General features: G+C 68.1%; 27 protein-coding genes. 8 read left to right on the top strand and 19 right to left on the bottom strand.

Annotated features, from left to right (window positions below; genetic code table 11):
• Nucleotides 1-78: 78 nt before the first annotated feature.
• The gene (locus FHU38_RS05545) at nucleotides 79-606 is read right to left on the bottom strand and encodes a hypothetical protein (RefSeq protein WP_208415570.1); all 528 of its coding nucleotides are present in this window, start codon (nucleotides 604-606) and stop codon (nucleotides 79-81) included.
• 276 nt (nucleotides 607-882) lie between these two features.
• Between FHU38_RS05545 and FHU38_RS05540 the strand changes: the two genes are divergently transcribed.
• Together FHU38_RS05540 and FHU38_RS05535 are read left to right on the top strand one after the other, a co-directional pair.
• Nucleotides 883-1809: a diacylglycerol/lipid kinase family protein gene (locus tag FHU38_RS05540; RefSeq protein WP_167167177.1), complete on the top strand. Its 927-nt coding sequence runs from the start codon at nucleotides 883-885 to the stop codon at nucleotides 1807-1809.
• Between the two features lie 287 nt (nucleotides 1810-2096).
• Nucleotides 2097-2351 (top strand): WhiB family transcriptional regulator, encoded by a 255-nt coding sequence (locus tag FHU38_RS05535; RefSeq protein WP_167167174.1) that lies wholly within the window; start codon nucleotides 2097-2099, stop codon nucleotides 2349-2351.
• Nucleotides 2352-2571: 220 nt separating this feature from the next.
• Here the strand turns inward: FHU38_RS05535 and FHU38_RS05530 are convergent, their stop codons facing one another.
• Nucleotides 2572-4104, bottom strand: coding sequence for a sensor histidine kinase (locus FHU38_RS05530; RefSeq protein WP_167167171.1), 1533 nt, complete (start codon nucleotides 4102-4104; stop codon nucleotides 2572-2574).
• Nucleotides 4105-4199: 95 nt separating this feature from the next.
• On the opposite strand from FHU38_RS05530, the gene FHU38_RS28120 reads away from it, so the two are divergent.
• Entirely contained in the window at nucleotides 4200-4274 is a 75-nt protein-coding gene (locus tag FHU38_RS28120; RefSeq protein WP_390623317.1) for a 50S ribosomal protein bL37, read from the top strand.
• Between the two features lie 31 nt (nucleotides 4275-4305).
• Here FHU38_RS28120 and rsrA read toward each other — a convergent pair whose 3' ends face one another.
• Nucleotides 4306-4644 (bottom strand): mycothiol system anti-sigma-R factor, encoded by a 339-nt coding sequence (rsrA, locus tag FHU38_RS05525; protein WP_167167168.1) that lies wholly within the window; start codon nucleotides 4642-4644, stop codon nucleotides 4306-4308.
• Nucleotides 4641-5303 (bottom strand): sigma-70 family RNA polymerase sigma factor, encoded by a 663-nt coding sequence (locus tag FHU38_RS05520; protein ID WP_390623230.1) that lies wholly within the window; start codon nucleotides 5301-5303, stop codon nucleotides 4641-4643. The genes rsrA and FHU38_RS05520 overlap by 4 nt, the downstream gene beginning before the upstream one ends.
• Nucleotides 5304-5521: 218 nt before the next feature.
• On the opposite strand from FHU38_RS05520, the gene ybaK reads away from it, so the two are divergent.
• Entirely contained in the window at nucleotides 5522-5998 is a 477-nt protein-coding gene (gene ybaK, locus FHU38_RS05515) for a Cys-tRNA(Pro) deacylase (RefSeq protein ID WP_167167164.1), read from the top strand.
• Nucleotide 5999: 1 nt separating this feature from the next.
• On the opposite strand, the gene FHU38_RS05510 is transcribed toward ybaK, so the two are convergent.
• Complete coding sequence (locus FHU38_RS05510; RefSeq protein ID WP_167167161.1) at nucleotides 6000-6614, bottom strand: alpha/beta hydrolase family protein; 615 nt, start codon at nucleotides 6612-6614, stop codon at nucleotides 6000-6002.
• Nucleotides 6611-7408: an SOS response-associated peptidase gene (locus FHU38_RS05505; RefSeq protein WP_167167158.1), complete on the bottom strand. Its 798-nt coding sequence runs from the start codon at nucleotides 7406-7408 to the stop codon at nucleotides 6611-6613. Before FHU38_RS05505 ends, FHU38_RS05510 begins: the two co-directional genes overlap by 4 nt.
• Before the next feature lie 122 nt (nucleotides 7409-7530).
• On the opposite strand from FHU38_RS05505, the gene rsgA reads away from it, so the two are divergent.
• Nucleotides 7531-8535, top strand: a complete 1005-nt coding sequence (gene rsgA / locus FHU38_RS05500; RefSeq protein ID WP_167167155.1) for a ribosome small subunit-dependent GTPase A — start codon at nucleotides 7531-7533, stop codon at nucleotides 8533-8535.
• 121 nt (nucleotides 8536-8656) lie between these two features.
• Complete coding sequence (locus FHU38_RS05495; RefSeq protein WP_167167152.1) at nucleotides 8657-9496, top strand: hypothetical protein; 840 nt, start codon at nucleotides 8657-8659, stop codon at nucleotides 9494-9496.
• Nucleotides 9497-9566: 70 nt separating this feature from the next.
• Here FHU38_RS05495 and pruA read toward each other — a convergent pair whose 3' ends face one another.
• The 3 genes from pruA to FHU38_RS05480 are packed head-to-tail and all read right to left on the bottom strand — an operon-like array spanning nucleotide 9567 to nucleotide 13161.
• Nucleotides 9567-11195 (bottom strand): L-glutamate gamma-semialdehyde dehydrogenase, encoded by a 1629-nt coding sequence (gene pruA, locus FHU38_RS05490; protein ID WP_167167149.1) that lies wholly within the window; start codon nucleotides 11193-11195, stop codon nucleotides 9567-9569.
• A gap of 50 nt (nucleotides 11196-11245) precedes the next feature.
• The gene (locus FHU38_RS05485) at nucleotides 11246-11755 is read right to left on the bottom strand and encodes a DUF6912 family protein (RefSeq protein ID WP_167167146.1); all 510 of its coding nucleotides are present in this window, start codon (nucleotides 11753-11755) and stop codon (nucleotides 11246-11248) included.
• Entirely contained in the window at nucleotides 11752-13161 is a 1410-nt protein-coding gene (locus FHU38_RS05480; protein ID WP_167167143.1) for a WS/DGAT/MGAT family O-acyltransferase, read from the bottom strand. The genes FHU38_RS05485 and FHU38_RS05480 overlap by 4 nt, the downstream gene beginning before the upstream one ends.
• A 102-nt stretch (nucleotides 13162-13263) precedes the next feature.
• On the opposite strand from FHU38_RS05480, the gene FHU38_RS05475 reads away from it, so the two are divergent.
• A complete protein-coding gene (locus FHU38_RS05475; RefSeq protein WP_167167140.1) occupies nucleotides 13264-14028 on the top strand; it encodes a TrmH family RNA methyltransferase in 765 nt (254 codons plus the stop codon).
• Here FHU38_RS05475 and FHU38_RS05470 read toward each other — a convergent pair.
• The 5 genes from FHU38_RS05470 to FHU38_RS05450 form a co-directional block, all read right to left on the bottom strand.
• Nucleotides 14025-14768: an ESX secretion-associated protein EspG gene (locus tag FHU38_RS05470; protein ID WP_167167137.1), complete on the bottom strand. Its 744-nt coding sequence runs from the start codon at nucleotides 14766-14768 to the stop codon at nucleotides 14025-14027. The genes FHU38_RS05475 and FHU38_RS05470 overlap by 4 nt on opposite strands.
• Nucleotides 14765-15949, bottom strand: coding sequence for a hypothetical protein (locus tag FHU38_RS05465; protein WP_243852200.1), 1185 nt, complete (start codon nucleotides 15947-15949; stop codon nucleotides 14765-14767). Before FHU38_RS05465 ends, FHU38_RS05470 begins: the two co-directional genes overlap by 4 nt.
• Before the next feature lie 82 nt (nucleotides 15950-16031).
• On the bottom strand, nucleotides 16032-16637 hold the full coding sequence (locus FHU38_RS05460) for a DUF3558 domain-containing protein (protein ID WP_167167132.1): 606 nt from the start codon (nucleotides 16635-16637) through the stop codon (nucleotides 16032-16034).
• Between the two features lie 50 nt (nucleotides 16638-16687).
• Nucleotides 16688-17182, bottom strand: coding sequence for a hypothetical protein (locus tag FHU38_RS05455; RefSeq protein ID WP_167167129.1), 495 nt, complete (start codon nucleotides 17180-17182; stop codon nucleotides 16688-16690).
• 63 nt (nucleotides 17183-17245) lie between these two features.
• On the bottom strand, nucleotides 17246-17647 hold the full coding sequence (locus tag FHU38_RS05450; RefSeq protein WP_167167126.1) for an HAD family hydrolase: 402 nt from the start codon (nucleotides 17645-17647) through the stop codon (nucleotides 17246-17248).
• Between the two features lie 133 nt (nucleotides 17648-17780).
• Between FHU38_RS05450 and FHU38_RS05445 the strand changes: the two genes are divergently transcribed.
• Nucleotides 17781-18266: an Rv3235 family protein gene (locus FHU38_RS05445; RefSeq protein ID WP_167167123.1), complete on the top strand. Its 486-nt coding sequence runs from the start codon at nucleotides 17781-17783 to the stop codon at nucleotides 18264-18266.
• 90 nt (nucleotides 18267-18356) lie between these two features.
• Here FHU38_RS05445 and secA read toward each other — a convergent pair whose 3' ends face one another.
• From secA to mtrB, 5 genes are all read right to left on the bottom strand, one after another.
• Nucleotides 18357-21200 (bottom strand): preprotein translocase subunit SecA, encoded by a 2844-nt coding sequence (secA, locus tag FHU38_RS05440; protein WP_167167120.1) that lies wholly within the window; start codon nucleotides 21198-21200, stop codon nucleotides 18357-18359.
• 150 nt (nucleotides 21201-21350) lie between these two features.
• On the bottom strand, nucleotides 21351-22043 hold the full coding sequence (gene hpf, locus FHU38_RS05435; RefSeq protein WP_167167117.1) for a ribosome hibernation-promoting factor, HPF/YfiA family: 693 nt from the start codon (nucleotides 22041-22043) through the stop codon (nucleotides 21351-21353).
• A 434-nt stretch (nucleotides 22044-22477) separates the two neighbouring features.
• On the bottom strand, nucleotides 22478-23155 hold the full coding sequence (locus tag FHU38_RS05430) for a ComF family protein (protein ID WP_167167114.1): 678 nt from the start codon (nucleotides 23153-23155) through the stop codon (nucleotides 22478-22480).
• A gap of 38 nt (nucleotides 23156-23193) precedes the next feature.
• A complete protein-coding gene (locus FHU38_RS05425; protein ID WP_167167111.1) occupies nucleotides 23194-24942 on the bottom strand; it encodes an LpqB family beta-propeller domain-containing protein in 1749 nt (582 codons plus the stop codon).
• The gene (gene mtrB, locus FHU38_RS05420) at nucleotides 24939-26681 is read right to left on the bottom strand and encodes an MtrAB system histidine kinase MtrB (protein ID WP_167167108.1); all 1743 of its coding nucleotides are present in this window, start codon (nucleotides 26679-26681) and stop codon (nucleotides 24939-24941) included. Before mtrB ends, FHU38_RS05425 begins: the two co-directional genes overlap by 4 nt.
• Between the last annotated feature and the right edge of the window lie 7 nt (nucleotides 26682-26688).

Below are 26688 nucleotides of genomic sequence, written 5' to 3'. Positions count from 1 at the left end.
ATTACCGACGAGTACCGGAATTTGTGAAGACTATTCGTTTTTTTATCGCCCTGTCGGACTACCGAAGAGGTCCGCCGGCTACGGCTGGTCCTCGTCCTGGTCCCGAGCGGCGGCCCTGCCGGCCGCCCCACCTCGCCGGGCGGCTTCCTCCTCGGTCTCTCCCTCACGCATCCCGAGCACCCAGGCCCTCGACGCCCTGCGGAACAGCAACACCACAACGGCGGCGCCGGCAAGCATGATCGGTACGCCGTAGCCGGGCTGGGCGGACGGCCCAGCCGCGTACCAGCCGATTCCGACGAGCAGCAGGCCTACCACCAGCGCGGGCGAGCGAGCCCAGGTCTTGCCGAGGAGCAGACCGGTTGCGACCGCCAGCACACCAGCGGCGAGCACGGCGTAGTAGGCGATCTCGGCGTAGATGTTGTTGCCCGGCGCTGCCGCCTCGCCACCGGAGTCGACGGTCAGCACGACACCGATGGCCAGCAGGGCCAAACCGGGCAGCACGGTGATCGCGCCCGCGAGACGCACCTCGCGGGGAGCGGGAGAGATTTTGTCGCGAATGGGCACGGGTTGCGGCCCTCCCGTCAGGTGACCGTGCGTGAGCACCATCGATGGTATGCCACCCGGACGGCCGTTTTCGCGTGGCCGGGCCGCGAGCAAAGATTCTGTTGTCGTCGATGAGCGAGCGGTCGGCTCGGGGTGCACTCGTCGCGACGCGGAGTCCGGTGCGGCCAACGGCCGCCAGGCGAACGGAGGGCAACCGGCAGGAGCGAACGAGACCACGTGTCCACCGGGTTCATCGCGTTCATCACGCAGTGACGAGATTCGCAGAAGTTGTGCGGTCAACCGGCCCGGAACCGCTGCCGGGTCACCTACTCTGCGGTAGTGCGTGCAGTTCTCGTCGTGAATCCGCAAGCCACCGCGACCACACCGGGTGGCCGCGACGTGCTGGCGCACGCACTGGCCAGTCAGGTCAAGCTCGACGTCGTCGAGACCGAACACCGGGGTCATGCCATGGCCGTCGCGAGAGCGGCGGCCGCCGACGGCATCGGACTCGTCGTCGCGCATGGCGGGGACGGCACCGTCAACGAGGTCGTGAACGGATTGCTCGCCGACACCGACGGCCGCCCGGGACAGTTCGACTCGGTGCCGATGCTCGGCGTCGTTCCCGGCGGTTCAGCGAACGTCTTCGCCAGGGCACTTGGACTGCCCCGCGATCCGGTCGAGGCCACGCACGTGTTGCTGCGCGCACTGGAGGGCGGGCACGGCAGGCAGGTCGGACTCGGCAGAGCTGGCGAGCGATGGTTCACCTTCAACGCCGGGATGGGCTGGGACGCCGACGTCGTGGCGGAAGTGGAGCAACGGCGCGGCAAGCAGACGGGACCATCGCTGTACCTGCGCACCGCGGTGTCCTGCTATCTGCGCCACCCTCGGGGCAGGACATCGTTGACCGTCCGCCTTCCCGGCGAGGAACCGGTGGAGGTGCGCACCGCGTTCGTCTCCAACACCGCTCCCTGGAGCTACCTCGGCGCGCGACCGGTTCAGCTCAATACCGAGTGCTCGTTCGACACCGGACTCGGGCTGTTCGCACTGACAAGCCTCGGCCTGCCGACGGTGCTTCGGCACGTTGGACAGGCACTGCGCAAGCGTGCGAGACACCGGGGCGGGCGTCTGCTGCGTCACGATGACCTGGCGATCGTCAGCATCACCGCGAAGGAGCAGGTAAACTTGCAGGTCGACGGAGATCTGGTCGGGCAGCGTCGGCACGTGGAGTTCGTCAGCGTGCCCCGTGCGCTCACCGTCGTGAGCTGAGTGGTTGCTGTCGGTCAACGCATCGACGTGATCACCTGCGGCAAACTGGCTTTGCCGCTCAGCGACGGAAAGAGCCCACTCACCGCAACGTCGACCGGTCAACAGACCCCGCGACACCACAAATTCGCAGGTCAGGCCGGTCGCTTGGCCGGGTGAGCTGACTCACCGATCTCCTCGAAACACTTGTCGAAGCCGGAGCTTCGTGAAAGCATTCACAAGCACCCCAAGAAACGACCGCCATGACGACTGTGGCGCGGACAGCCGCGCCCCAAAAGGAGCTCACGAAAATGGACTGGCGCCACCGCGCGGCCTGCCGAGACGAGGACCCGGAACTGTTCTTCCCCGTGGGAACAAGCGGCCCGGCTGTCTCGCAGATTGCCGCGGCGAAGGCCGTGTGCCACCGCTGCACCGTCGCTTCCGACTGCCTGGCCTGGGCACTGGCCAGCGGCCAGGACGCAGGCGTCTGGGGCGGCATGAGCGAAGACGAGCGGCGTGCACTCAAGCGTCGCCGTGCGCAGATCGGCACGCGCAGCAATTTCTGAGATGACCTCGTGGCAGTTCCCGGATCACCTGGCGTTTCACGAAGGGGCCGGGAGCGAGTGTTAAGCATTCACTGAGAACACTCAAGCCGCGGGCACAAGAGCGATTTCCTTTTGCCCCAAGGCAAAAGGTTTGAGGGCCGACATCCATTTCGGGTGTCGGCCCTCAAGCGCTCCGGATGTGCCTCCGCGAAAAGCCCGGCGATTCGCCCCCGAATCGCGATCACACTCGGCGGCTGAGCGGGATGCGCAGCGCGGCCTCGGTTCCACCGAGACGCCGACCCGCGGAGGTGGCAGCCCCACCCGCGGCAGTGTCGTCCTCCCGGATTCCGCGCAGTGACAGCGAACCACGCAGCTCCGACTCCACGAGAGTCCGCGCGATCTGCAGCCCGAGCCCGTCGGCACGCTCCAGGGAGAACCCCGCGGGCAGGCCCTTGCCGTTGTCGCGTACCAGCACGTCGAGCCAGCGGGCCGATCGCTCGACCACGATCTCCACCTTGCCGTTGCGCCCGCCCGCGAACGCGTGGCCGACGGCGTTTTGCACGAGCTCGGCGACCACCATCACCAGCGGCGTCGCGATCTCGGCGACCACCACCCCGAACGAGCCGGTCCGCGAGAGCGTCACCTGCGACTCCGCCGTGGCGACCTCACCCACCATGGGGAGCACGTTGTCGAGCAGCTTGTCCAGATCCACCCGTTCATCGACCGACATCGACAGCGCCTCGTGCACCATGGCGATGGACGAGACCCTGCGCACCGACTCGCCGAGTGCCTGGCGTGCCTCGGGTGAGGGCGTCCTGCGCGACTGCAACCGCAGCAACGCTGCCACCGTCTGCAGGTTGTTCTTCACCCGGTGGTGGATCTCGCGGATGGTGGCGTCCTTGGACAACAGGGCCCTGTCCCTGCGCTTGACCTCGGTGACGTCGCGAACCAGCACCAGGGCTCCGGCCGCTCGGCCCCCTGGCCGCAGCGGCAGCGCTCGGAACAGCACCACGGCGCCACGCCTCGACTCGACCTCGGTGCGGCTGCCCGGCTTACCGTCCAGTGCGTCCAGAATGCGGTGCGAGACCTCCGTCGCGTCGAACGGGTCCCTGATGAGCGACCGGGTCAGCGGAGCCAGCCTGGTCCCGATGAGATCGGATTCGTGCCCCATCCTGTGGTACGCCGACTGCCCGTTGGGACTGGCGAACACAACGGTCCCGCTGGAGTCCACACGGATCAGCCCGTCCCCAACCCTGGGACTGGTGTGCACGTCGGAAGTGCCGTCGACGCTGGGAAAGGTGCCGTCTGCGATCATCTGGCACAGGTCGGCGGCGCTACCGAGGTAGGCGATCTCCAGCGGACTCGGCACCCTCGGTGAAGCGAGGTTCGTGTCGCGGCTGAGCACGGCGATCACGGAGTCGCCGAAGCGCACCGGAATGGCTTCCCTGCGCATCGGCAGGTCCCGGTACCAGTGCGGTTCCTCCTCGCGGCAGATGCGCTCCTCCCGCATCGCCCTGCCCAGCTGCGGGTGGTCAGCCGTTGTGAACCTGGTGCCGACCACGTCCTCGGGGTGAGCCGTCGGGCCGGTCGTTGGCCTCACCTGCGACACGCAGACGAAGTCGCCATCGTCTTGTTCCGAAGGAACCCACAGCAGGAAGTCCGCGAAGGACAGGTCGGCGAGCAACTGCCACTCGGCGACCACCATCTGCAGGTGGTCGACCGCCTCGCCCGGTAGGCCGGTGTTGTCGGCGAGCAGCTCAGCTAGCGTGGACATTCCCCTCCCGGCCCTCCCACGGTTCGGAGGCAATGCGAGCGAACCCGCTCCCACGTGACACACTAGACGCCGAGTTAGCCATGGAGGAGTGAGCGATGTCGAAGCGAGCCCGCAAGCGCCGCGACCGGAAGAAGAAGGGCGCCAACCACGGCAAGAAGCCCAACGCCTGACGCCGAGTCGTGGGTGAACGGCGCTCGCCGTTTACCCACGGCCGTCAGGGGTCTGCAACTCCTCAATGTCGATCTCGGTCTCGGCGTAGCGCAACCCGCCTCGCTGCTGCACGGTCTGGCGGATCGAGGCCCGCAGTCTGCTCTTCAGTTCGGCGGGCGCGAGGTCACCGCCGCACTTGCGCGCGAGCAACTGCTTGATCTGCACGTCGATGCCGTACTCCTCCAGGCACGGCGGGCAGTCCTCGATGTGTTTACGCAGCTCGGCGTCACGCTCCGGGGTGCACTCCTTGTCGAGCAGCAGGTAAATCTCAGCGAGCGCCTCGTCGCAGTTGACCTTGCCGGGCTCGTCCGAACCGCCGCACGCGCTCATCGGCCTGCCACCTCCTGCTGGGTGGAGCGAACGAAGCCCCGTTCCTTGGCGACATCCGCGAGCAGACCGCGAAGCTGGCTACGCCCGCGGTGCAGGCGAGACATCACCGTGCCGATTGGTGTGTCCATGATCTCAGCGATTTCCTTGTACGCGAAGCCCTCGACGTCGGCAAGGTACACCGCGAGCCGGAACTCCTCCGGCAGCTGCTGCAACGCAGCCTTGACGTCGGTGTCAGGGAGGTTGTCCATGGCCTCCACCTCGGCCGAGCGCAACCCGCTCGAGGTGTGACTCTCCGCCTGCGCGAGCTGCCAGTCCGTGATCTCCTCCGTCGGCTGCTGGAAAGGCTGGCGCTGCCGCTTGCGGTAGCCGTTGATGTAGGTGTTGGTGAGGATGCGGTACATCCACGCCTTGAGGTTCGTGCCCTTCTTGAAGGACGAGAACGCGGCGTATGCCTTCAGGTAGGTTTCCTGGACCAGGTCCTCGGCGTCGGAGGGGTTGCGGGTCATCCGCAGAGCAGCCGAGTAGAGCTGGTCGAGCAACGGCATGGCGTCACGCTCGAAGCGCTCCACCAGTTCCTGCTCGCGCTCCGGTTCCTGCTCGCTGTCGGGCTGCACCGCCGTTTCGGCCATCGCCTCGGCAGAGTCCTCGGTGCTCGGCAAACCGTTCCCTTCCCGATCGCTGCCTGCGCGGTGACCACCCGTGGCCGAACGCGCATGGGTCGCCTTCAAGGATACGCGGGAGCTCGAAGAACTTCTGGACAACGCCGCTCGCACTGTCGGCGTCTTTACGGAGGCTGTCAGCACGTATCTGTCAACGCCTGGCCGCGATGCTCCATTCCGCTCCGTTCGGTGGAGGAGCCGATCGCTAGGATCCGCTCGTGGCTGGTAAGGGCACTCCCGCGACCGCGCTGCTGAGCAAGAAGCGCATCGAGCACACGGTGCACACCTACGAGCACGATCCCCGGCACGAGTCGTACGGGACGGAGGCAGCCGAGGCGCTCGGGGTGGCACCGGAGCGGGTGTTCAAGACGTTGGTCGCCGATGTCGGCGGAAAGCTCACCGTCGGCGTCGTTCCGGTCACGGCCCAGCTCGATCTGAAGGCGCTGGCCGCTGCGGTGGGCGGCAAGAAGGCCCGAATGGCCGACCCCTCGGCCGCTCAGCGGGCCACCGGCTACGTCGTTGGCGGCATCTCGCCGCTCGGCCAGCGCGGCAGCCTGCCCGTCGTGGTTGACACCTCGGCACAGCGGTTCGACACCGTGCTGTGCTCGGGAGGAAGGCGCGGCCTCGAGATCGAACTGGCACCGGCCGACCTGGTGCGGCTCACCGGCGCCACGGTCGCCGCCATCGCCTGCTGACTCAGGCCGCGAGCGGGCGCAGTACCCGCTGCAACCACTCCGCCGTCGCTCGAGCGACGGCGGCCAGGTCCGCCTTCAGACTGTGGTCGCCAGCGACCACGACGATCTCGTGGTGAGGACCTGGTTCGGGACGGCCGAACGGGTCACGCTCACCCTGCACCACGAGGGTCGGCACGGTGACCGCGTCCAACTCCTCCTGCCTGGTCTTCTCCGGCCTTCCGGGAGGATGCTCGGGAAACGCCAGGCACAGCACCGCTACCGCCTGCCCGGTTGCGGCGGTGCGGCAGGCGACTCTGGCACCGGATGACCTGCCGCCGAACACCAACGGCATCCCGTCGAACCACGTCCTCGACAGGTCGTCTGCCACCGCGAGCCAGGCGGTGTCCAGCTGCTTCGCGGGCGCGGGGGCCTTGCGCCCCGCCACCAGGTAGGGCTGCTCGACCAGCGCCACGTGTACCCCGGCCTGCTGCGCCGCCCTGGTGACCGCCACCAGGTCCGGTGCCTCGACACCGCCGCCCGCCCCGTGGCCGAGCAACAGCCCGGCGACACCTTCCTCCGCGCAGTGCAGCTCGACCCGTGCCGGGCCGTGCGGCGTGTCGATCTCCTTGCGGGTCATCGCTTCCCGATGTCGAACAGTGCCGCGTCCAGGTCGGCGGGTTCCGGCTCGACGCGCTCCAGCAGTTCGGGTCCGTTGTTGCGCACGCTGTTCACCTTGGTGGACACCGGCCGCACCTCCAGCGAGTCCACCCACGCCTGCTCCGGCGGCGCCAGCAACTCGGCGACATCGGCGCGGTCCGGGTCCAGCCAGCCCTGCCAGCGCTGCGGCGGCAGCGCGAACGGCATGCGATCGTGGATCTCGGCGAGCCTGCCCACGGCATCGGTAGTGAGCACAGAGCAGGTGATCAGCGGCGGGGCGTCCGGGTCGCCTTTCGGGTCACGCCAGGTCTCCCACAGCCCGGCAAAGGCCAGCGAGGAACCATCCGGCGAGGTCATGTAGAAGGGTTCCTTCGGTGTCTTCTTGCCCGCCGTCTTGGCCGGTGTCGCCGCACGCCACTCGAACCAGCCGTCAGCGGGCACGAGGCAGCGCCTGCGAGAAAGTGCCTTGCGGAACGCGGGCTTCTGCGTCGCGGTCTCGGCGCGGGTGTTGATCATTCGGCTGCCCACCGAAGGGTCCTTCGCCCAGAACGGCACCAGCCCCCAACGCATCACCCGCAGGCTGCGCACCGGTGGTTCCTCGGCGAGCACGTTGCCCTCCACGTCGCGCGGATGCCGCTCCACCACGGTCACAACGTTCTTGGTCGGGGCGACGTTGTAGTTCGGCTCCGGCGCCTGTCCCTCCGTGCCGTCGACCGCGTCGAACTCGCGCATCAACGTGGCAGGGTCCTTGGTGGCGGCATAACGGCCGCACATCGCATCGGCCTCCCTGTTCTCCAGTTACTGAGCGCCATCGTTACACGGTTGCCGGGCCATGGCGAGCGGCATGGGGGATCATCGTCTGGGACAGTCGGCGTCGCGCGAGGAGGGTGAAGCGTTTGGCCCGCAGTGACTGGAGCAGGCTCGACGAGAGCGACGTCCGGGTCCGCCCAGGCAAGGGAACCCGGCCACGCAGCAAGCGCCGCCCCACCCACGCCCACGCCGTGTCCGCGATGGTGACGTCGGTGGACAGGGGACGCTGGCGGTGCGCGGTCGAGTCCGATCCCGCTCGGTTGGTCACCGCTATGCGGGCGCGAGAACTGGGGCGCACTCCCGTGGTCGTCGGAGATCGGGTTCGGCTGGTCGGCGACGTCAGCGGCAGGCAGGACACCCTGGCCAGGATCGTGGGTGTCGAGCCACGCGACAGCGTGCTGCGTCGCACAGCGGACGACACCGATCCCTACGAACGGGTCGTTGTCGCCAACGCGGAGCAGTTGCTGATCGTCACCTCGCTGGCCGATCCACCGCCGAGGACGGGATTCATCGACCGCTGCCTCGTCGCCTGCTACACGGGCGGGCTCGAGCCGGTGCTGTGCCTGACCAAGGCCGACCTCGCCGAGCCGGACGAGTTGCTGGCCTCCTACGCCGATCTCGACGTCCCCGCGGTCGTCACCCGCCACGACCAGGAGCCCACCGAGTTGCTCGACGTGCTGCACGGCCGGGTCTCCGCCCTCGTCGGGCACTCCGGGGTCGGTAAATCCACGCTGGTCAACCGCATGGTCCCGGAAGCGGACCTGGCGACGGGCGAGGTGAGCGCCGTGGGAAAGGGCAGACACACGTCCGTGGCGGCCGTAGCGCTACCGCTGCCCGGCGGCGGCTGGGTGATCGACACGCCCGGCATCCGCTCCTTCGGCCTCGCCCACGTCACCGGCGACGACATCGTGCGCGCCTTCGGCGAGTTCGCCGAGGCCGCGGAGGAATGCCCGCCCGGGTGTGGTCACCTCGGTCCCACCGAGGACCCGGACTGCGCGCTGGACGACGTGGTCGCGTCCGGAAGGGCACGGCCGGGCAGGCTGGCTTCGTTGCGAAGACTTCTGGCGTCACGTAGCGGAGCAGAGTCATGACGGTTCGCGATACTTCACGCCTTTCGCACATGTCGTGAGTACCGCTATGGAACCCTGTGCGAGAGTTATCCGTCCGATCTGTGCGATCGGACGTATCAAACCAAGCATTCAAGGGGACTCCATGCGTAAGTCAGCCCTGGCGGCGAGCGGTTTCGCTCTCGTTCTCGCGCTCAGCGCCTGCGGTGGCGGGACCGAAGGTGGCACCGCCGTCGGTACCGGCGGGGACTCCGGGGGTGGTCTGTTCACCAGTACCCAGGATCTGGTCCAGGCGGCCACGGAACGCACCAACGAGAGCCAGTCTTCGAAGTTCACCATGGAAATGGACATGGCCGGTCAGCAGATGACCGCCAACGGCGAAGCGCTCTACGCGGGTGCCGACTCCAAGATGTCGATGTCCATGGAGATGCAGGGACAGAGCTTCGAGATCCGGCTCGTCGACAAGGCCATGTACATGAAGATGCCCGACGAGCTGGCATCGCAGATGGATGGCAAGACCTGGATCAAGATCTCGGCCGACGGCACCGACCCGCTCTCGCAGCAACTCGGTGGCACGTTCGACCAGATGGCCGAGCAGAGTGACCCGCGCAAGACGCTGGAGTACGTCCAGCAGGCGGGTGAGATCACCAAGAGCGAGGAGACCACGCTCGACGGCCAGGACGCCACCCACTACTGGATCGAGCTGGACTACGCCAAGATCTCCGACGACATGGCCGAAAGCTCGGGCATCTCGAAGGAGCAGGCGAAGCAGCTGGCCGACAAGGTGGGCAAGCTTCCGATGGAGCTGTGGCTCAACGGTGACAACCTCCCCGTGCAGGTGTCCATGGACATGGGCAAGATCGCCGAGAGCATGGGTGCTCCCGGACAGGGTGGCTCCATGGTCATGAAGTACACCGACTGGGGCGCGCCGGTGAACGTCGAGGCGCCGCCCGCCGACCAGATCGGCGAGATGCCGTCGTTCTGATCATCCGAGGTGAACTGCCCCCGGGTGAGCCGCAGTCGCGCCTCACCCGGGGGCATTCCCGTTTTCGGGGTCACCCCATATGCGGATAGGAAATGTCGGTCGGAGCGTCGAAGGTCTCCTTGATCGAGCGCGGGCTCACCCAGCGCAGCAGGTTGAACATCGAGCCCGCCTTGTCATTGGTGCCCGACGCCCGCGAACCGCCGAACGGCTGCTGACCCACGACGGAACCGGTCGGTTTGTCGTTGACGTAGAAGTTGCCCGCCGTGCGTCGAAGCGCGCGGTGCGCCTGCTGGACGGCCGCCCGATCGTCGGCGAACACCGCACCGGTCAACGCATACGGGGCGCTGGTGTCCACCACGTCCAGGATTCGCTCGTAGTCCGCGTCCGGGTAGACGTGTACCGCCATGATGGGTCCGAAGTACTCCGTGGAGAACAGCGTGTGCGCCGGGTCCTGCGACACCAGCACCGTCGGCTCGACGAAGTAGCCGACCCGGTCGTCGCAGCCGCCGCCTACCAGGACATCCACCGCCGGATCGGCATCGACCGACGCCAGCAGCTCGCGGTGCTTGGCGAACGCGCGCGCGTTGATGACGGCGCCACCGAACAGCGAGAAGTCGGTGATGTCGCCGTAGGTCACACCGCGCGTCAGGTCGGCCAGCCGTTCCCGCAGCCCGTCCTCCCACAGCGAACGCGGCAGGTAGGCACGGGAAACGGCGGAGCACTTCTGCCCCTGGTACTCGAACGCGCCACGTACCAGCGCGGTCACGAGCTTGTCCGGGTTCGCCGAGGGGTGTGCGACGACGAAGTCCTTGCCGCCGGTCTCGCCGACGATGCGGGGGTAGCTGCCGTAGGTGTCGAGATGGTCGGCGATGGTGCGCCACAACAACTTGAACGTGGCGGTGGACCCGGTGAAGTGCAGCCCGGCGAACCCTGGATCGCGCAACGCGACCTGGCTCACCGCCTGCCCGTCGCCGGTAACCATGTTGATCACGCCTGGCGGCAGTCCGGCCTCCTCGAAGGCCTGCATGGTGTAGTGGGCGGCGAGTTGCTGTGACGGCGTCGGTTTCCACACCACCGTGTTGCCCATGAGGGCGGGTGAGCTCGGCAGGTTGCCGGCGATCGCGGTGAAGTTGAACGGAGTGATCGCCACGACGAAACCGTCCAGTGGCCGGTAGTCCATGCGATTCCAGGCGCCGGGCGCCGAATTCGGCTGTTCGGCCAGGATTCGGCGCGCGTAGGCCACGTTGAACCGCAGGAAGTCGATCAGCTCGCAGGCGGCGTCGATCTCGGCCTGCTGTACGGACTTCGACTGGCCAAGCATCGTGGCCGCGTTGAGGGTGTCGCGATAGGGTCCCGCGATCAGGTCGGCGGCACGCAGGAATACCGCCGCACGCTCGTCGAAGGGCAGCTCGCTCCATTCGCGGGCCGAGGCCTTGGCCGCGGCCACCGCGTCAGCCACGTCCTGCGGTGTCGCCTGCGCACTCACGCCGAGCACATGACCGTGGTCGTGCGGCTGCACGACATCGAACGGCTCACCGCCCGCCTGCCTACGTCGCCCTGCGATGGTCTGGGTCAGCTCGTGCTTGTCGCCCTCCAGCTCGGCCAGTCTGCGCCGCAGCGACTCGCGCTCGGGTGTGCCCGGCGCGTACGAGCGAACCGGTTCGTTCACCGGTGTGGGGACCGTTGTCACAGCGTCCATGGTTTCTCGCCTCCCGGTCTGTCCGCCTCGTGAGCGGGCTGCCCTCATGGTTACATGAGCTCGAGGAGGAACGGCAGTTCTCCGGGCGCGTACCAGGCGAGTTCGTGGTCCTCGACATCGCCGAGCGTGAACTCCGCGTCTTCGTCACCGAGGTCGGCGGCGTCCACCACGGCCGCCGCTGCCATCACCGCGGGTTCCGCCTCCTCCGCGTCGACATGCACGGCGGCGACCTGGTCCAGCCGTACCGGGCCGGACAGTCGCACGACGGCGTGGTCGAGGTCCGGCCGAAGCGTCGGGTCCGCCACGTCGGCCGACACCACGACTCGCCTCGGCGGCTCCTTCACGTCCCCGCCGCCCTCCTGCGCGGCGGCGAGCAGGCGCAGTGAGGCCCGAGCGGCGTCCATCAGCGCGACGTATTCCAACTCCTCCGTTGAGCCACTGGTGTAGGACTCCCGCAACGCGGGCGTGAGCGCGAACGCCGTCCCGCTCAGCGGCATGAACTCACCCTCGTTGACCAACTGCCGGAGCATGTTGATCGTGGCAGGCAGGTAGACCCTCACCAGTCAGTCCCTTTCAGTTCCTCTAGCGATTCGGTAATCATCCCCGCGAGGACGTCCACGTCGGACAGCGCCTTCCTGTCCCCGTTTAATCCGAAGTAGACACTGCCGTGATAGGAGGTGACACCGACCGCGAGCGCCTGGTCTCGCGCGAGCGGCACGACCGGATAGATCTCGCTCATTCTCGCCGGGCCCGCGAACAGCGGCTGCTGCGGGCCCGGCGAGTTGGTGACGAGCACGTTGAAGAGCCGTCCGGAGAACGGGCTCGCCGCGCGAGCCGCGAGCGCCTGCATGGTCGCGGGCGCGAACCCACCCACCTTGAGCATCGCCCGCGCGGCCACCGAGCGTTCGGAATCCAACTGCTCGGCCATGGCGTGTGCGATGTGCTGCAACCGCAACACCGGGTTCGGCTCACCGACCGGAAGGTCGATCAGGCACGGCTCCACCCGGTTGTTCACCAGCCCGGCAGGCGAGAACTCGGCCGTGTCAGGGTCGAGCACGGCCAGCGGCACCAGCGCCCGCACCGTCGCCTCCGAACTGAGCAGGTCGCCGCGTGAGGCGAGCCACTCCCGCAGCGCACCGGTGAGCACGGCGAAAATGATGTCGTTCACGGCACAGCCATGCCTGGCACGCACGGCCCGGTAGTCGTCGAGGCCGGTCCGCACTCCCGCGAACACCCTGCCGCCACTGACGTGTGCGTTGAGCGGCCCCGACGGCGGTGGCCGCAGCACCGAACGCAGCATCGTGGCGACTCCTCCGACAGCGGTGAGCGTCTTCTCGGCAGCGCTGGCCAGGTCTCGAACGGCGGAGCGAGCGTTGTCCACCAGCTCGCCCGGCCGCCGCGCGGTCTCCTCGATCGCGTCGAGCACGAGTTGCGTGCGGTTGGGTGGGCGGCGAGCCGTCCAGGTGAGGTCGTCGCCTGCCTCCCGCCGTGTCGGCGTGCTGTCGAGGATGAGTTGGCCGAGGTCGACAGTGCCGACCCCGTCGATCATCGACTGGTGGGCTTTGGTCACGAGCGCGACCCTGCCCGCCGCCAGACCCTCCACGAAATAGGTCTCCCACAACGGGCGCTCGCGGTCCAGCGGCCGGGCCATGAGCCTTGCCACCAGCTCGAACAACTGCCTGGTGTCACCCGGCTCAGGCAGCGCGGAGCGGCGGACGTGGTAGTTGAGGTCGAAGTCGACGTCGTCGACCCACACCGGTCTTGCGAGGTGGCCGGGCACCTGCAGCACCCGCTGCCGGTAGCGCGGAAGGTAACCGAGCCTGTGCTCGATGAGCGCGAGGAGTTGCCGGTAGCCGAACCCCGACCGCGGCCGCTCGAAGATCGCCACGCTTCCGACATGCATCGGCGTGGTGGGGGTCTCCACATACAGGAACGAGGCGTCCAGCGCGGAGAGACGATCGGCCATGACGCGATCCTGACAGAAATCCGGCCGACCCGCTCTCGCCCAGCACCGGATGCGACCTCCTCGCGGCGCACCCGGTTCGGAGGCTGTGCGAGACTGCCACCTGTGAGTGAGCAGGCGGTGTCCCCCAAGGACCGCTTCCTGACCGTGTACGGGCGTAAACCCGTGCTGGAGGCACTCACCGACCCCACGCTGGAAGTCAACAAGGTGATACTGGCCGACATCGCGCGGGGACCGGCTGTTACCGAGATCGAGCGAGCCGCGAGGTCGGCGGGCGTCGAGGTGCGCCGGGCCAGCGCGCACCGAGTCAAGGTGCTCGCGGGCAACGGCAAGCAGGACCAGGGTGTGGTGGCCGACGTCGTCGCCCCCCGGATGCGCCCGCTGGCTGCCGCGCTGGCAGATCGTCCCCCGCCTTCGCCGGTACTGGTACTCGACGGCATCACGACGCAGGCCAACGTCGGGATGATCCTGCGCACCGCCACGGCGGCGGGTCTGGCGGGCATCGTCGTACCCCGGCGAGGTGTCGCCGCGCTGGACCCGCTTGTGGTGAAGGCCTCCGCTGGGGTGGCCTTTCGCGCACCGGTGCTGCGCTGCCGCACCGCGGGGGATGCGGTCGAGCAACTCACCGAGTCCGGGTACACGGTTTACGCACTCGGCGCATCGGGTGCGCGCTCGCTGTTCGAGGTCGAACTGCCCGCGCGGGTGGCGTTCGTGCTCGGTGGCGAAAGCGCGGGCGTCAGCGACGAGGTCGCCTCCCAGGTGGCCGGTTGGGTGACGATCCCGATGCCGGGCGAGGTGGAGTCGCTGAACGTCTCCGCCGCCGCGGCCGTGCTGTGTTTCGAACTGGTGCGGCGTCGGCAGCGGGATTAGCGCAGGCAGGCGCGAAGCACTTCCAGCGCCGAAACCATGGCGCCCGGGTCGCCCGGCGCCATGTGCACCACGCTATCGGCGCCGCAACCGCTGGTGTAGTTGAGGTATCTGCCCCAGTCGGTGTCCACATAGTGCAGTGGGTCGGCCAGCCTCCGATAGCGACCGACGTCGTCCCGCTCGGCCACGTACAGTTCGCCGCCACCGGCGACCGGCCGCCGCAGCACCTTGACGATCTCGCGAATCTCGTTGGGCAGTGCCCTTTCGTTCGGTCCGCGTTCACCAGCCTCCCGCAGCTCGCAGACCCGTACCGACCAGTGGGTACCGCCGCCGGGAACGAGGTCGGGCAGTTGCCCCACCGCTGCCTGCGGCAGTTCGTGCCTGCTGACCGGAGCGAGGCTCACCCGCTCGTCCCTCCGCACCGCGAGCAGCCCCTGCAGGCCCCGCGATGCCGCGAGAACGCTCCACGTGGTGTCGCCGTGGTTGAGCCAACCGTAGTACTCCACCGAGGCATGGGTGAGCAGCGGCAACCAGTCCAGGAAGTCGGCGTCCACCCGGCCCCGGCCGTCGACGAGCCCAGCGTCGGCGAGGTACTTGTCCACACGCGACTCGGCATCGCCGCGCTCATCCTGTGGTAACCACATCGGCTCCGGCTGAAGTGCGAGGTGCAGCGACCCCACACCTTCCCGTTCGACGACGCCCGCCAGAGCCGACAGTGGCAGGTCGACTCTGCCGGACCTCACTCCCCGATCACCGGCGGTGCCGTCTTGCCGAGGTCGCCGATGAAGGTCTCGTCCGGGTCGTTCTCCTGCAGAAACGCGGGACGCTGGTGCTCTTCGTCCTCACCGCCCTTACCGCGGCCCGCGCCGGCGCCCACGGGCGCCATTCCCGCGCCTCTGGCCGGGGCGGCGCTCCTGGCGGCGGCAGCTTCGGCTGTGGCGGCCGCCGTGCCGGGCAAGCCGGCTCCCGTTGCCCGCGCGCCACCCCGAGCGACCTCGCCCGGCGCGCGACCGCCCGCCCCTTCGGCGCCGGCGCCACGGCCGCCCGGACCGTAGAGGCGGCTGCCCGCGCGCTCCCCAGCGCCTCCACCACGAGTTCCGCCGGAGTCGCCCGCGCCGCGGTTTCCGCCCGACCTGCCGGTGCCGGGCAACGCCCCGAACGCCTGCTTCGCCCTCTCCTGCCTGGTGCGCTCGGTTCCGGACGTCCCGACCGGATACGGCGCGGTGGTCGCCGCCGTACCCGTCGGGTTGACCGAGTGCGCCGGCCCGCCGCCGGAACCAGCGGCGGGCGTGAGGGGACCGGCCGAGGGCACCGATCCCGCGACCGAACCAGACATCGTGCCGCCAGGACTGACCGTGGCCTGCCCAGTGGTTCCACGGGTGAAGTCCGCGCCGGCGTTCAGGTCACCGGAAACGGAGCTCGGCCCGGTGCTGGAGATCGAGATCTCGGCATTGCTCGGCTGCAGCACCTCGTAGTTTCGTGGAACCTCTGAGTTTGTGGTGGTCTGGGTCGCGTAGGTGGAAAAGACCTGCACGTTGTGCTGCGCGGCCCGGTTGTGTGCCTCAGCTCCCGCCTGGTATGCCTCCTGCTCGTCGGCAACGATGCCAGGACCGACGATCGGGATGGCAGCCTTGAGCCCACTGGTCCACGGACTCGGCTTCTCCGGCATCGGAGGCACCGGCTCCACCGAGTTGGCGGCGTTGTGCCAGTCGGTGCTTTGGTGCTGCAGCGACTGAGCAGTGGCGTCCATACTGACGGCCGAGCCGAGCAGTGCGGGCATCAGTGGGCTCGCGCCGTCCCGCGCGCTTTCGCCACCCTCCCCGGTCCAAGCCGACTCCATCTCCGACTTGATACGCGCGATCGACGCTGCCCGTTGCCCGTAGGTATTTCGCAGCTTGACCATCGCCTCGGCGATGGCCTGCAATCGGTCAGTCCCTTTCGCGCCTTGAAAGTTTTCGTAAATCTCGCGGCCGCTCCATCCATCAGGCATGTGTCAACCGCCTCCACTACGAACCGCTCTTGAGTGTATTGACCACTGCGGTCGCCAACCTTTTGGCGGCCGGACACGCCTCCCGGGGCGATTCTCGGTATAGATTGGCGTCCACAGAGAAGGCCAGGTCATTCGCTACACCTACTACGAGCCCACAGTCGCCTTCAGTACGTCTGTCTGAAAGCCCGCTGTAGGCCGCCGGGTAGTCACCTACCGTTGTGGGTTCCCAGTATTCGAACTGCCCGTTCTGGTAGGCGTCATACATACCCTGTAGTCCTCCCATGCCCGCCTCCCGGTTACCGGTCTGCACTGTCAATGTCAGCGAGGCGGCAGTATCGGACATATTCCATCCACACGAAGGTCCGGTCAACTCCGAGATGCTGTCGTCTTCTGCGGTCATCGTCTTTCCCGGAGCTGTATAGCCCAAAGACTCCATCGTCTCGGCCTGAACGAGTTCACACGGTCGAGCCAGATACGGCGACATATCCAGCTCATCCGCAACGGCCGGAACGTCACCGTTCTCTGTCTGGCCGGAACTCGACACGGGCAACCGCTGCGCATCATCCGAGGGATTTGTGGGCGTACCCGGCTCCTTTCCGGAACATCCCGCGATGGCGATCATTGCTGCTATGGTCGACAGCAGGAGTGCCGCACGAAGCACTGTTTGGTCCTTCATAGTGACTTATCCGAAGGGGACGTTGCCGACCGAAACGGATCTGTGTTGTCCGTTTCGGTCTGACTGATGACGTTCCTCGCCTTGTACAACTTGTCAAGGAAATCCTGCACGTACTCGGCCATGGAACTGTTCGATTCGTCCAACGAACGCAACCCGTCGAGAATCGACTTCACGAATTGACCACTCGGGTCGTCAGATGACGGAGGAACCGCATTCCTGATCATCGAGTTGATCGACTGCCGATCTTGCTCGAGGTCGTCTCTCAGGTCTTCCCACTGGCGGATCACCGCGTCGATCTGCTCCCGGTCGAAGGCCCAAGAGCCGGAGGCAGCGCCCGCTGTAGCACCGGCCATCGCGGCACCGACCTTCGCCGCGCCAACCGCCGCGCCCGCAGGCCCGAAGACACCCTGCACCGCGGCGACCGCGCTCGAACTCCCCGCGAAGATGTCCAAGGCAGCGTTACGCTCCCCACTCGACACTCGGTCGGCCATCCAAGCCCTCCCCGCTGACGGTCACCAACCGGTACACGAGCGTAGCCGACCAGCTCCCGCGCGTCAGGCGATTCCGGGCACAACACCGGTGAAGAGCACGGCCAACTCGGTCAACGTCTGTTCCACCGACACGTGCCGCACACCAGCCATACCCGCGGCCACCGCGCCGGCGACGTTGCCCGCCGAGTCGTCCACGAACGCGCATTCCCCCGGCGTCAGGCCCAGCCGTCGCGCGACGAGCCGATACACCTCGACATCGGGCTTGGCCAGCCCTACCTCACCGGAGAACACCATCGCGTCGAACCACGGTGCGAGCCGGTCGCGCACCAGCCCGCCGCCATCGGCGTTGGACAGCAGCGCGGTGCGCATCCCATGGCCGCGGGCAAGGTGCAGCGCGGCAAACAGGCGGGACGCCTCAGCGTCGGTGAGAACACCCGCGTAGTCGACGACGATCCCCTTCAGCACGCCCTCACCCTACGAACGACACCGACCGGGTTCACCTGTACGGGCGTTTTCTGAGTCGAAACGGGCCGCTTCTTGCTCTTTATCTACGGGCGGTCAGGGGGGCCGTCCTTGAGAAGTCTGGAGGGAACTGCGAATGCGGACGAACTCGGCGAGAAGCGGACTGCTTCCGCTCACCCCGTACGAGCCGGTCAACCGGGGCGGCCCCGCGCCCGGTCCTGCGGTACCGGAGGGGCAGCTGACGATCGATGAGCTGCTGGAGGAGGCGCGGCAGCGAGACGCGGAGGGTGAGCCACTGCCGGAACTCGGCCGACGTGCGATTCACGGGGTACTGGCCGCATTGCTCGAGGTCCACACGGGACGGCGGCCGCTGGCCCAGCTCGCGGGGTGGCTGGCGCCCGCGCTGTTCCACGCGCTTCGTGTCCGCACCCGCGCCAGCGCGACACGCTACGGATTGCGACACATACACATCTGCCGCCCGTCGGAGCGCACCGTGGAAGTGTGCGGGACTGCCTACGCCTACGGCCGGGCGTCCGCCGTTGCGGCCCGGTTCGAACACGGTGACCAGGGATGGCGCTGCACCTCGTTCACCGTGCTGGCCCCGCGCAGGCGGATGCGGTGAACCCGCTGACGCGACGGCAGGGCCACCCGCGGCGGTAGCGACGCGGCCGCGGGGCGCCCACCGGCACCCGCGGCCGCCACCGAACACCTGCTAGCGGCGGGCGCCCTTCTTGTTCTTCTTCGCCTGCTGCCGGGCGGCTGCGCGGCGTTCCCGCCTGGTACCACCCGCGGCCGACCCTCCGCCTTCCTCGTCGCTGCCGTCGCCGGTGCCACGGGACTGCACGCCACCACCCTCGGACGGCCCGGAGAAGGTCAGGGCCTGAGGCGCGGAGCCGCCACCGTCCAGGCCCTTGCCCCGCAGCGCGGCGGGGGCCGGCTCCGGCTGTGGCTGCGGCGGCACCTGCCGGGCATGCCGCCCGCCTGAGGCGGCGGCACGCTGGCCGTCCCCGCCCGCGGGAGCGGGTACCGCCGCCGGGGACGGCTGCGGCTGCGGAGTCGGTTCGGCCTGCTCGACCTGCAGGTTGAACAGGAAGCCGACCGCTTCTTCCTTCAGCGACTCCAGCATCGCGTTGAACATGTCGAAGCCCTCGCGCTGGTACTCCACGAGTGGGTCGCGCTGGGCCATCGCCCGCAGGCCGATGCCTTCCTTCAGGTAGTCCATCTCGTAGAGGTGCTCGCGCCACTTACGGTCGAGCACCGACAGCACGACCCGCCGCTCGAGTTCGCGCATCGCGCCCTCGCCGACCTTCGCGTCGATCTCGGCCTCACGGTTGGCATAGGCCTTCGCGGCGTCGTCGAGCAGGATCTCCCGCAGCCGGTCGGCGTCTACGTCGTCGTCCTCCTCGACGATCTCCTCCCAGCTGACACCCACCGGGTAGAGCGTCTTGAGCGCCGTCCACAGCTTCTCGTGGTCCCAGTCCTCGGCGTAGCCCTCGGCGGTGGCGCCGTCGACGTAGGCGGAGACGACGTCGCGCAGCATGTGCTCGACCTGGTCGCGCAGATCCTCACCCTCGAGCACCCTGCGGCGCTCGCCGTAGATGACCTTGCGCTGCTGGTTGAGCACCTCGTCGTACTTCAGGACGTTCTTGCGGATCTCCATGTTCTGCTGCTCGACCTGCGTCTGAGCGCTCTTGATCGCCCTGCTGACGATCTTGTGCTCGATCGGCACGTCGTCGGGCAGCCGCATGGTGGTCATGACTCGTTCCACCATCGCCGCGTTGAATCGGCGCATCAGGTCGTCGCCGAGGGAGAGGTAGAAGCGGGACTCGCCTGGGTCACCCTGACGGCCGGAACGACCACGCAACTGGTTGTCGATGCGCCGGGATTCGTGGCGTTCCGTGCCGAGCACGTAGAGACCGCCCGCGGCGATGACCTCCTCGGCCTCGGCCTCCGATTCGGCGGTGACCTCCTCAAGCACCTTCGCCCAGGCCGCCTCGTACTCCTCGGAGTGCTCCACCGGGTCGAGACCACGCTCGCGCAGCACCTCGTCGGCGATGATGTCGGGGTTGCCGCCGAGCACGATGTCGGTACCGCGGCCTGCCATGTTGGTGGCGACGGTGACCGCACCCTTGCGACCGGCCTTGGCGATGATCAGCGCCTCACGGTGGTGCTGCTTGGCGTTGAGCACCTCGTGCGGGACGCCCCGCTTGACGAGCAGTTTGGACAGGTACTCCGACTTCTCGACGCTGGTGGTGCCGACGAGTACCGGCTGGCCACGCTCGTTCTTCTCGGCGATGTCGTCAGCTACGGCCTCGAACTTGGACTGCTCCGTCTTGTAGATCAGGTCGGCCTGGTCGGCCCGGACCATCGGCTTGTTCGTCGGGATCGGCACCACGCCGAGCTTGTAAGTCTGGTGGAACTCCGCCGCCTCGGTTTCGGCGGTACCGGTCATGCCCGCGAGCTTGTCGTAGAGCCGGAAATAGTTCTGCAGGGTGATCGTGGCGAGGGTCTGGTTCTCCGCCTTGATCTCCACGCCTTCCTTGGCCTCGATCGCCTGGTGCATGCCTTCGTTGAACCGGCGACCGGCCAGGATGCGGCCGGTGAACTCGTCCACGATGAGCACCTCGCCGTTGCGGACGATGTACTCCTTGTCGCGGTGGTAGAGCTCCTTGGCCTTCAACGCGTTGTTCAGGAAACCCACCAGCGGGGTGTTGGCCGCCTCGTAGAGGTTGTCGATCCCGAGCTGGTCCTCGACGAACTCGACACCCTGCTCGGTGACACCAACGGCGCGCTTGCGCTCGTCCACCTCGTAGTGGACGTCCTTCTTCATCAGCGGCGCCATGCGCGCGAACTCGGTGTACCAGCGCGACGACTGGTCGGCGGGCCCGGAAATGATCAGCGGGGTGCGTGCCTCGTCGATGAGGATCGAGTCAACCTCGTCGACGATCGCGAAGTTGTGGCCGCGCTGCACACAGTCGTCGAGGCTCCACGCCATGTTGTCGCGCAGATAGTCGAAGCCGAACTCGTTGTTGGTGCCATAGGTGACATCCGCGTGGTACGCCTCGCGTCGCGCGGAGGGAGGCAGCTCGGAGAGGATCGCACCCACTTCCAGGCCGAGGAACCGATGGATACGGCCCATCCACTCGGAGTCGCGCTTGGCGAGGTAGTCGTTGGTGGTGACGACGTGGACGCCCTTGCCGGAGATGGCGTTGAGGTAGACCGCCAGCACGCTGGTGAGCGTCTTGCCCTCACCGGTCTTCATCTCGGCGACCTGGCCGAGGTGGAGCGCGGCGGCGCCCATCAGCTGTACGTCGAAGGGACGCTGCCCGAGCACACGCTTGGCCGCCTCCCGCGCTACGGCGAACGCCTCCGGGAGCAGGTCGTCCAGTGACTCTCCTTCGGAGTGGCGCTTGCGGAACTCGTCGGTCTTGGCCTGGAGTTCAGCGTCGGAGAGGTCCTTGACGTCGTCCTCGAGGGTGTTGATGTGGTCGGCGATGCGGCGTAGCCGCTTGACCATCTTGCCCTCGCCCGCGCGGAGCAGGCGGTTCAGAAGCATCGAGTCGACCTCACTAGCTGTGTCCGGTGGTCGTCGCGGGCCCGGAGGACACCGGGCAGCACCTCCATCGTAGGGAATGCGCAGGCCCGCGTGCACACGGCGGCCCGCACGCGAGCGCGTGCGGGCCGCGACGAGCTCACCGCCTGGTAGTCACGCCAGGCGGATCACGCCGTAGTCGAAGCCCTTCCTGCGGTAAACGACGCTCGGCTTGCCGGTCCGGGAGTCGTTGAAGAGGTAGAAGTCGTGTCCGACCAGCTCCATCTGGTAGAGAGCCTGGTCGATCGTCATCGGCTCTGCCGAATGTTCCTTCTCGCGGACGATGCGACCGGGTTCGTATGCGGTCACACCGTCGTCCCAGCGCTGCTCCGGGAGTTCGAAGGGGTCGGCTGTTGTCGCCTGTTCGGTGGCGATCGGCTCCGCCGGTGCCTCGAGCACGGCTGTGGCGGACGCGGGCGCCCTTCCACCCGGTGCCGAGCCGGACGAAAGGCCCTCCACCGTCGAGGTCGCCTCGGCCACCGACTCGGGAGCGCGACGGCCGTAGTGGATCTTGCGCCGGTCGTGCATCCGGCGCATCCGGTTCTCCAGCTTGTTGATCGCGGAGTCGAGTGCCGCGTAGAAGTCGCCCGCGCAGGCTTCGGCGCGAACGGCAGGGCCCTTGCCCTTGCCCGTGATCTCGACGCGCTGGCAGCTCTTGGCCTGCCTTCGGTTGGGCTCGTGGAACAGCTCCACGTCGTAGCGGATGACCTTCTTGTCGTAGCGCTCGAGCCGCGCCAGCTTCTCGCTGACGTGCACCCGATAGTGATCGGGCACCTCCACGTTGCGACCCTTGATGACGATGTCCATACACGACCTCCCTCGCTTACGTGCGTGCGAGTTGCCTATTGCGACCACAAACGCCGGGGCGGAGGACGGGACGCGACGCGACGTCTCGCGGGCGTCCTGCGGACTCAGCGTTCCTCCGGCGCCAGGGACATGTGATGTCACCTCCCTTGCCTGCGGGAACCGCTGTTAGCGCAGCACGTTAGCCCGCTCACAGCGGATGCAACAGCCCCCGGTGCGGGGGACGCGAAACCGTCGAAAGTCGTTACGAAACGCAGCCGACAAAGGGTGTTCGCCCGCTTCCCCCAGCCCGTTCGGAGCAGCGCGCTCGGCGGGCTCTCATTCCCGCGGCGCACCGGCCCCCTGCTTCGATGTCCGAGGGTGACGGTGGGCTGCGTCATATCCGGTCAACGCACGACCCCCCGGTAGCGGTTCCCGGCCACTCGAACGAGTGAGATTCAAACTCCGGTGAGGGTGAGGGCGGCGGTCACCTCGATGCCCACCGCGCTGAGAACCCGCGCGCAGGCCGCCACGGTCGCGCCCGTGGTCACCACGTCGTCGAGCAGGACGACCGGCGTGCCGGGCGGAGGCAGTCCCGCGCGCCGCGAGCGCACCCGGCCAGCCAGGTTCGCGGCGCGCTGGGCCCTGTTCAGTCCGACCGCGTCGCGCGTGCCCGGCGCGAGTTCCAGCGCGGGCGCGACCGCCGAAGCCGCACCGCGTGCCGCGAGTGCTTTCGCGCAGTGCCTGGCCACCCGCAGCATGTGCTGGCCGCCCCGTGCCCGCGAAGCCGAGCGGCGCGACGGCGCGGGAACCAGCCACCACACACCGTCCTGGCCGGGGCGGCCGTGGGGCAGCCGGGGCACCGCGTCGGCGAGCGCACTCCCGAGCACGGGAGCGAGGCTGCGCGTGCCGCGCTCCTTGTAGGCGAGTACCAGTCGCCTTGCCTCGCCGTCGTAGCGCGCGAGAGCGTGTGCCCCGCTGCCGTGCCTGAACAGTCGCTGGCCGTCGAGCGAGCGGGCACATGCCGGGCAGCACGGGCCGTCGGGCGAGCCGCAGCCCGCACACCGCTGCGGCAGCAGCAGCTCGAGCACTGTTTTGACGCAGGCGCCGGTTACCGATCGGGTTGTCGCGCTCACACCGAGCAAGCCTGCCGGAAGGTACCGACAAAACCGGCTCAGCCCGGGTAGAACGGTTCCGCGGCGGGCAGTGTCTGTGGATGCGGACGCCAGACCGCGCCGACGTCGTTGGCCGTCCACAACCCGCTGGCGTCGGCCACCACGATCGGCCTCCCCGGCGCCGCGGTGATCGCCCGCATCGGCGGCGTGAGGTTGGAGCTGTTGAACTGGTCCAGCCCCAGGCCGTCCACGGGCACCCTGGCAACGGGAATCCGCTCGGAGGAACTGGCCACGATCAGGGTGTCCTGGTTGATCCAGTCGACGTCCACGACGCTGTCCAGCTGGTCGCCCTTCAGAATCCGAGGAGCGCGCAGCGACACCGAGGTTCCGTCGGGTGCGCGTACCACCGAGGCCACGACCAGCTGACCGCCCACGATCATCGCCACCCTGGTCCCGTCCCTGGAAAGGCGCAGCCCGGTGATCGCCCCGACGGCGGCGAGTTCGGAGGCGTTCACCCGTTGTGGAATCCATTGCCCGTTCGGTGCCTGCTGCACCCGCACCACCTGCTCGCCGTCGACAACGGTCCACAGCTCCCCGGACTTGCCACCGTTACTGGTCGGCGGCAACCAGGTAGGGCGTGTCATGTTCTTCGCGGGGTAGTCCACAACCTGACCTTCGGTGCCGTAGTCGCCCACCCGCAGCCGCACCCCGCCACGGGTGTTCTCCACGATCGCCAGTTGCTGGCCGTTGATGGACTGCGCAGCGCTGCGGACATCGACCGCCCCCGCGCCAACCGGCCCGTCGATGGGGGCACCTGAGCCGAGCGAACGTACGAGTCCACCTACGGTCATCAGCCCGGGCAGTTCCGAGTTCGGGGACGAGACCGCCTCGTAGGCGGGCAGGTCGCTGGGTCGCCACTCACTCTGCCCCGACACCAGTGCCGTGCCGTCGGAAAGCAGCCTGATCCTGCTGGTGGTCACGTGTTGCAGCGAGCGCACCATCTGAGCCGCCATCAGTTTCTTGTCCTGCTGGCTCTGCTCCGCGACGCCGGAAAGTGGCACCACGAGCGCCCCGTCGTTGGTCCCGGTCACGTTGCTTTCCAGCGAAGCGGAGTCCAGCGGGTTGCGCACCGCACCGGTCAACGCGTTCGAAGGCCCGGCGAGCAACAGGTCCACCACCCGCGCGGGCAGGCCGGACTGTGGCCGCGCGACGACGTAGCGCAGGTCGGGCACGAGCGCGGTGGAATCCGGTCCGAAGAAGTAGACCGGCACGCGGAAGTAGGCCTCACCGAAGTCGGTTTCGGTGATCATGATGCTGTCCGGCGGATCGACGATGCGCCACTGGCCGTCTCGTTGCAGCTTCACCCGCACCGGTTCGGACACCGGTTCGTCGGAAGGGATGAAGGAGCTGTCCTGGCCGAGCCTGCCCACCTGCGCGCCCCGAAGCGTCACGACACGCTCGGTCTCGTTCTGGGGTTGATCCTTGTCCGGCGCGTACACCGTGCCGAACTCGTCCTGGATGACGGTCACGGTCTGATCAGGTCGCCACTGCTTGCGACCAGCCGGGCTGAGGTAGGCGCGCGAGGCCGCGTGGTCGTTGGTCGGCTGCACGCTGGCGCGCACGAACTCGCGCACGACCGAAAGCGGATCGAGGCCGGACGCGGGTTCGGGAATCTCCTGGGTCTGCGGTGCGACCCGCTCCTGTGGCACCGCCTTCGGCTGGGTCTCGGTGGGTACCGCCGCGCAGCCCGCCACGGTCAGCGCGGCCGCGAATGTGGCGAGCAGGGCACGGTAGCGGCGGCGGATCATCGAACCTCCTCGCGCTCGGGCGCCCCCACCGGCGTGGCCGGCTGGGCCCCTTCGGAGACGCCCCCGTCGTGGCCGAAGGGCGAGGTGGTCTCGGGAGACTCCCGCGTGCCGTCATGCGGCGAAACGGACGGCGGGTCGGGCGGCAGCCCGATCGGGCTCTGCTCGACCGGTTCACCAACGCGGCGCGGCAGCGTGAGCCGGAAGCACGAGCCGATGCCTGGCTCGCCCCACGCCTCCAGCCAACCGCCGTGCAACCTGGCGTCCTCCTGGCTGATCGCGAGTCCGAGGCCGGTGCCGCCGGTGCGCCGGTTTCGGGACGGGTCGGCTCGCCAGAACCGGTTGAACACCAGCTCGGCCTCCCCTGGCCGCAGGCCGACCCCGTAGTCGCGGACGGCGAAGGCCACCGCGTGCTCGTCCGCGGCCAGCAGCAGGCGTACCGGCCTGCCCTCGCTGTGGTCGATGGCGTTGGCCAGCAGGTTGCGCAGAATGCGCTCCACGCGGCGCGCGTCGACCTCGCCGTTCACCGGCTCCTGTGGCGCATCGAACTCGATGGCGCTGCCTGCCGTGCCCGCGATGACGCTGACCTGTTCAACGGCCCGTTCGGCGATGGGGCGCACGTCGATGTGCTCGGCGGAGAGCTCTTCCACGCCCGCGTCGAGCTTGCTGATCTCCAGCAGGTCCCGAAGCAGCGTCTCGAACCGGTCGAGTTCGTCGACCAGCAACTCGGTGGACCTGGCCAGGCCTGCGGGGAACTGTTCCCTGGAGGCGTGCAGCACGTCGGCGGCCATGCGCACGGTGGTCAGCGGCGTGCGCAACTCGTGGGAGACGTCGGAGGTGAACCGGCGCTGGAGCTGGCCGAACTCCTCCAGCTGGCGGATCTGGTCCTGAATGCTCGCCGCCATCTCGTTGTAGGAGGTCGCCAGCTTGGCCAGGTCGTCCTCGCCGACGACGTCGAGTCGTCGATCGAGGTCACCGCCAGCGAAGGTCTCCGCCGCCTCGGCCGCCCTGCGCACCGGCCGCACCACCTGTCGGGTGACGATGTTGGTGATTGCAGCGAGCAACAACAACAGCACAAGGCCACCCACCAGCAGTGTGTTCTGCACGGTGGTCACGGTGTTCTGCTCGGTCGTCAGCGGGAACAGCAGGTAGAGCTGGATCGGCCTGGTCGCGGTGGTGACCGGCTCGCCGACCATGAAATACGTGACGCCGGAGACGGTGTGGATCTGGGTGGTGCGCTGGTTGTTCTCGACGAAGTTGCGCATCCCCGCGGGCACCTTCTCGTAGGGGCCCGCGTGGATGGCGTTCTCCGAGGACACCTCCGGATCGCCCGCAGCGAGCACCGGCTCGAATGCCCCCGCGGCGGAATTCTGGGCGTCCTGCGTCGCCACCGAACTGCTGGTGATCTTCTTCAGCGCGTTGCCCAGCCGGTTGCGCAACGCGTCGTCCTGGCCCGCGTCACCGACGAGTTCGCTCTCCGCCGTGTACACGACAACGCGAAGCTGCGCCATCGCCGCGCGTTCCTTGTTGTCCAGCAGCCGGTCGGTGATCTGGTTCTGCAAGACCATGCCGAGCACGAACACCACCGCGGACGACAACGCCAGCGTGGACACGGTGACCCGGAACTGCAGCGATCGCTTCCACAGTTCCCCAACCGCGTGTGCCCTGCTTCGACCGTAGCCCGCGACACGGCCGGCCAACTCCACCGCCGACCGGCCGAGCCGGGCCAGCCGATGTCTCATGTGCTCC

The organism is Saccharomonospora amisosensis (assembly GCF_011761185.1).
Lineage (GTDB): Bacteria > Actinomycetota > Actinomycetes > Mycobacteriales > Pseudonocardiaceae > Saccharomonospora_A > Saccharomonospora_A amisosensis.
Note: the sequence above shows the minus strand (reverse complement) of the source record. Positions and strands in the feature narration are given on the sequence as shown.

Excerpts from the sequence above, each read along its gene's own strand:
- pruA (WP_167167149.1), bottom strand. The coding sequence starts at position 11,195 with ATGGACGCTGTGACAACGGTCCCCACACCGGTGAACGAACCGGTTCGC.
- FHU38_RS05505 (WP_167167158.1), bottom strand. The coding sequence starts at position 7,408 with ATGTGCGGCCGTTATGCCGCCACCAAGGACCCTGCCACGTTGATGCGC.
- FHU38_RS05535 (WP_167167174.1), top strand. The coding sequence starts at position 2,097 with ATGGACTGGCGCCACCGCGCGGCCTGCCGAGACGAGGACCCGGAACTG.
- FHU38_RS05460 (WP_167167132.1), bottom strand. The coding sequence starts at position 16,637 with ATGATCGCCATCGCGGGATGTTCCGGAAAGGAGCCGGGTACGCCCACA.
- FHU38_RS05530 (WP_167167171.1), bottom strand. The coding sequence starts at position 4,104 with ATGTCCACGCTAGCTGAGCTGCTCGCCGACAACACCGGCCTACCGGGC.
- FHU38_RS05455 (WP_167167129.1), bottom strand. The coding sequence starts at position 17,182 with ATGGCCGACCGAGTGTCGAGTGGGGAGCGTAACGCTGCCTTGGACATC.
- FHU38_RS05510 (WP_167167161.1), bottom strand. The coding sequence starts at position 6,614 with ATGACCCGCAAGGAGATCGACACGCCGCACGGCCCGGCACGGGTCGAG.
- FHU38_RS05480 (WP_167167143.1), bottom strand. The coding sequence starts at position 13,161 with ATGGCCGATCGTCTCTCCGCGCTGGACGCCTCGTTCCTGTATGTGGAG.
- FHU38_RS05445 (WP_167167123.1), top strand. The coding sequence starts at position 17,781 with ATGCGGACGAACTCGGCGAGAAGCGGACTGCTTCCGCTCACCCCGTAC.
- FHU38_RS05425 (WP_167167111.1), bottom strand. The coding sequence starts at position 24,942 with ATGATCCGCCGCCGCTACCGTGCCCTGCTCGCCACATTCGCGGCCGCG.
- FHU38_RS05545 (WP_208415570.1), bottom strand. The coding sequence starts at position 606 with ATGGTGCTCACGCACGGTCACCTGACGGGAGGGCCGCAACCCGTGCCC.
- rsrA (WP_167167168.1), bottom strand. The coding sequence starts at position 4,644 with ATGAGCGCGTGCGGCGGTTCGGACGAGCCCGGCAAGGTCAACTGCGAC.
- FHU38_RS05495 (WP_167167152.1), top strand. The coding sequence starts at position 8,657 with ATGCGTAAGTCAGCCCTGGCGGCGAGCGGTTTCGCTCTCGTTCTCGCG.
- mtrB (WP_167167108.1), bottom strand. The coding sequence starts at position 26,681 with ATGAGACATCGGCTGGCCCGGCTCGGCCGGTCGGCGGTGGAGTTGGCC.
- hpf (WP_167167117.1), bottom strand. The coding sequence starts at position 22,043 with ATGGACATCGTCATCAAGGGTCGCAACGTGGAGGTGCCCGATCACTAT.
- secA (WP_167167120.1), bottom strand. The coding sequence starts at position 21,200 with ATGCTTCTGAACCGCCTGCTCCGCGCGGGCGAGGGCAAGATGGTCAAG.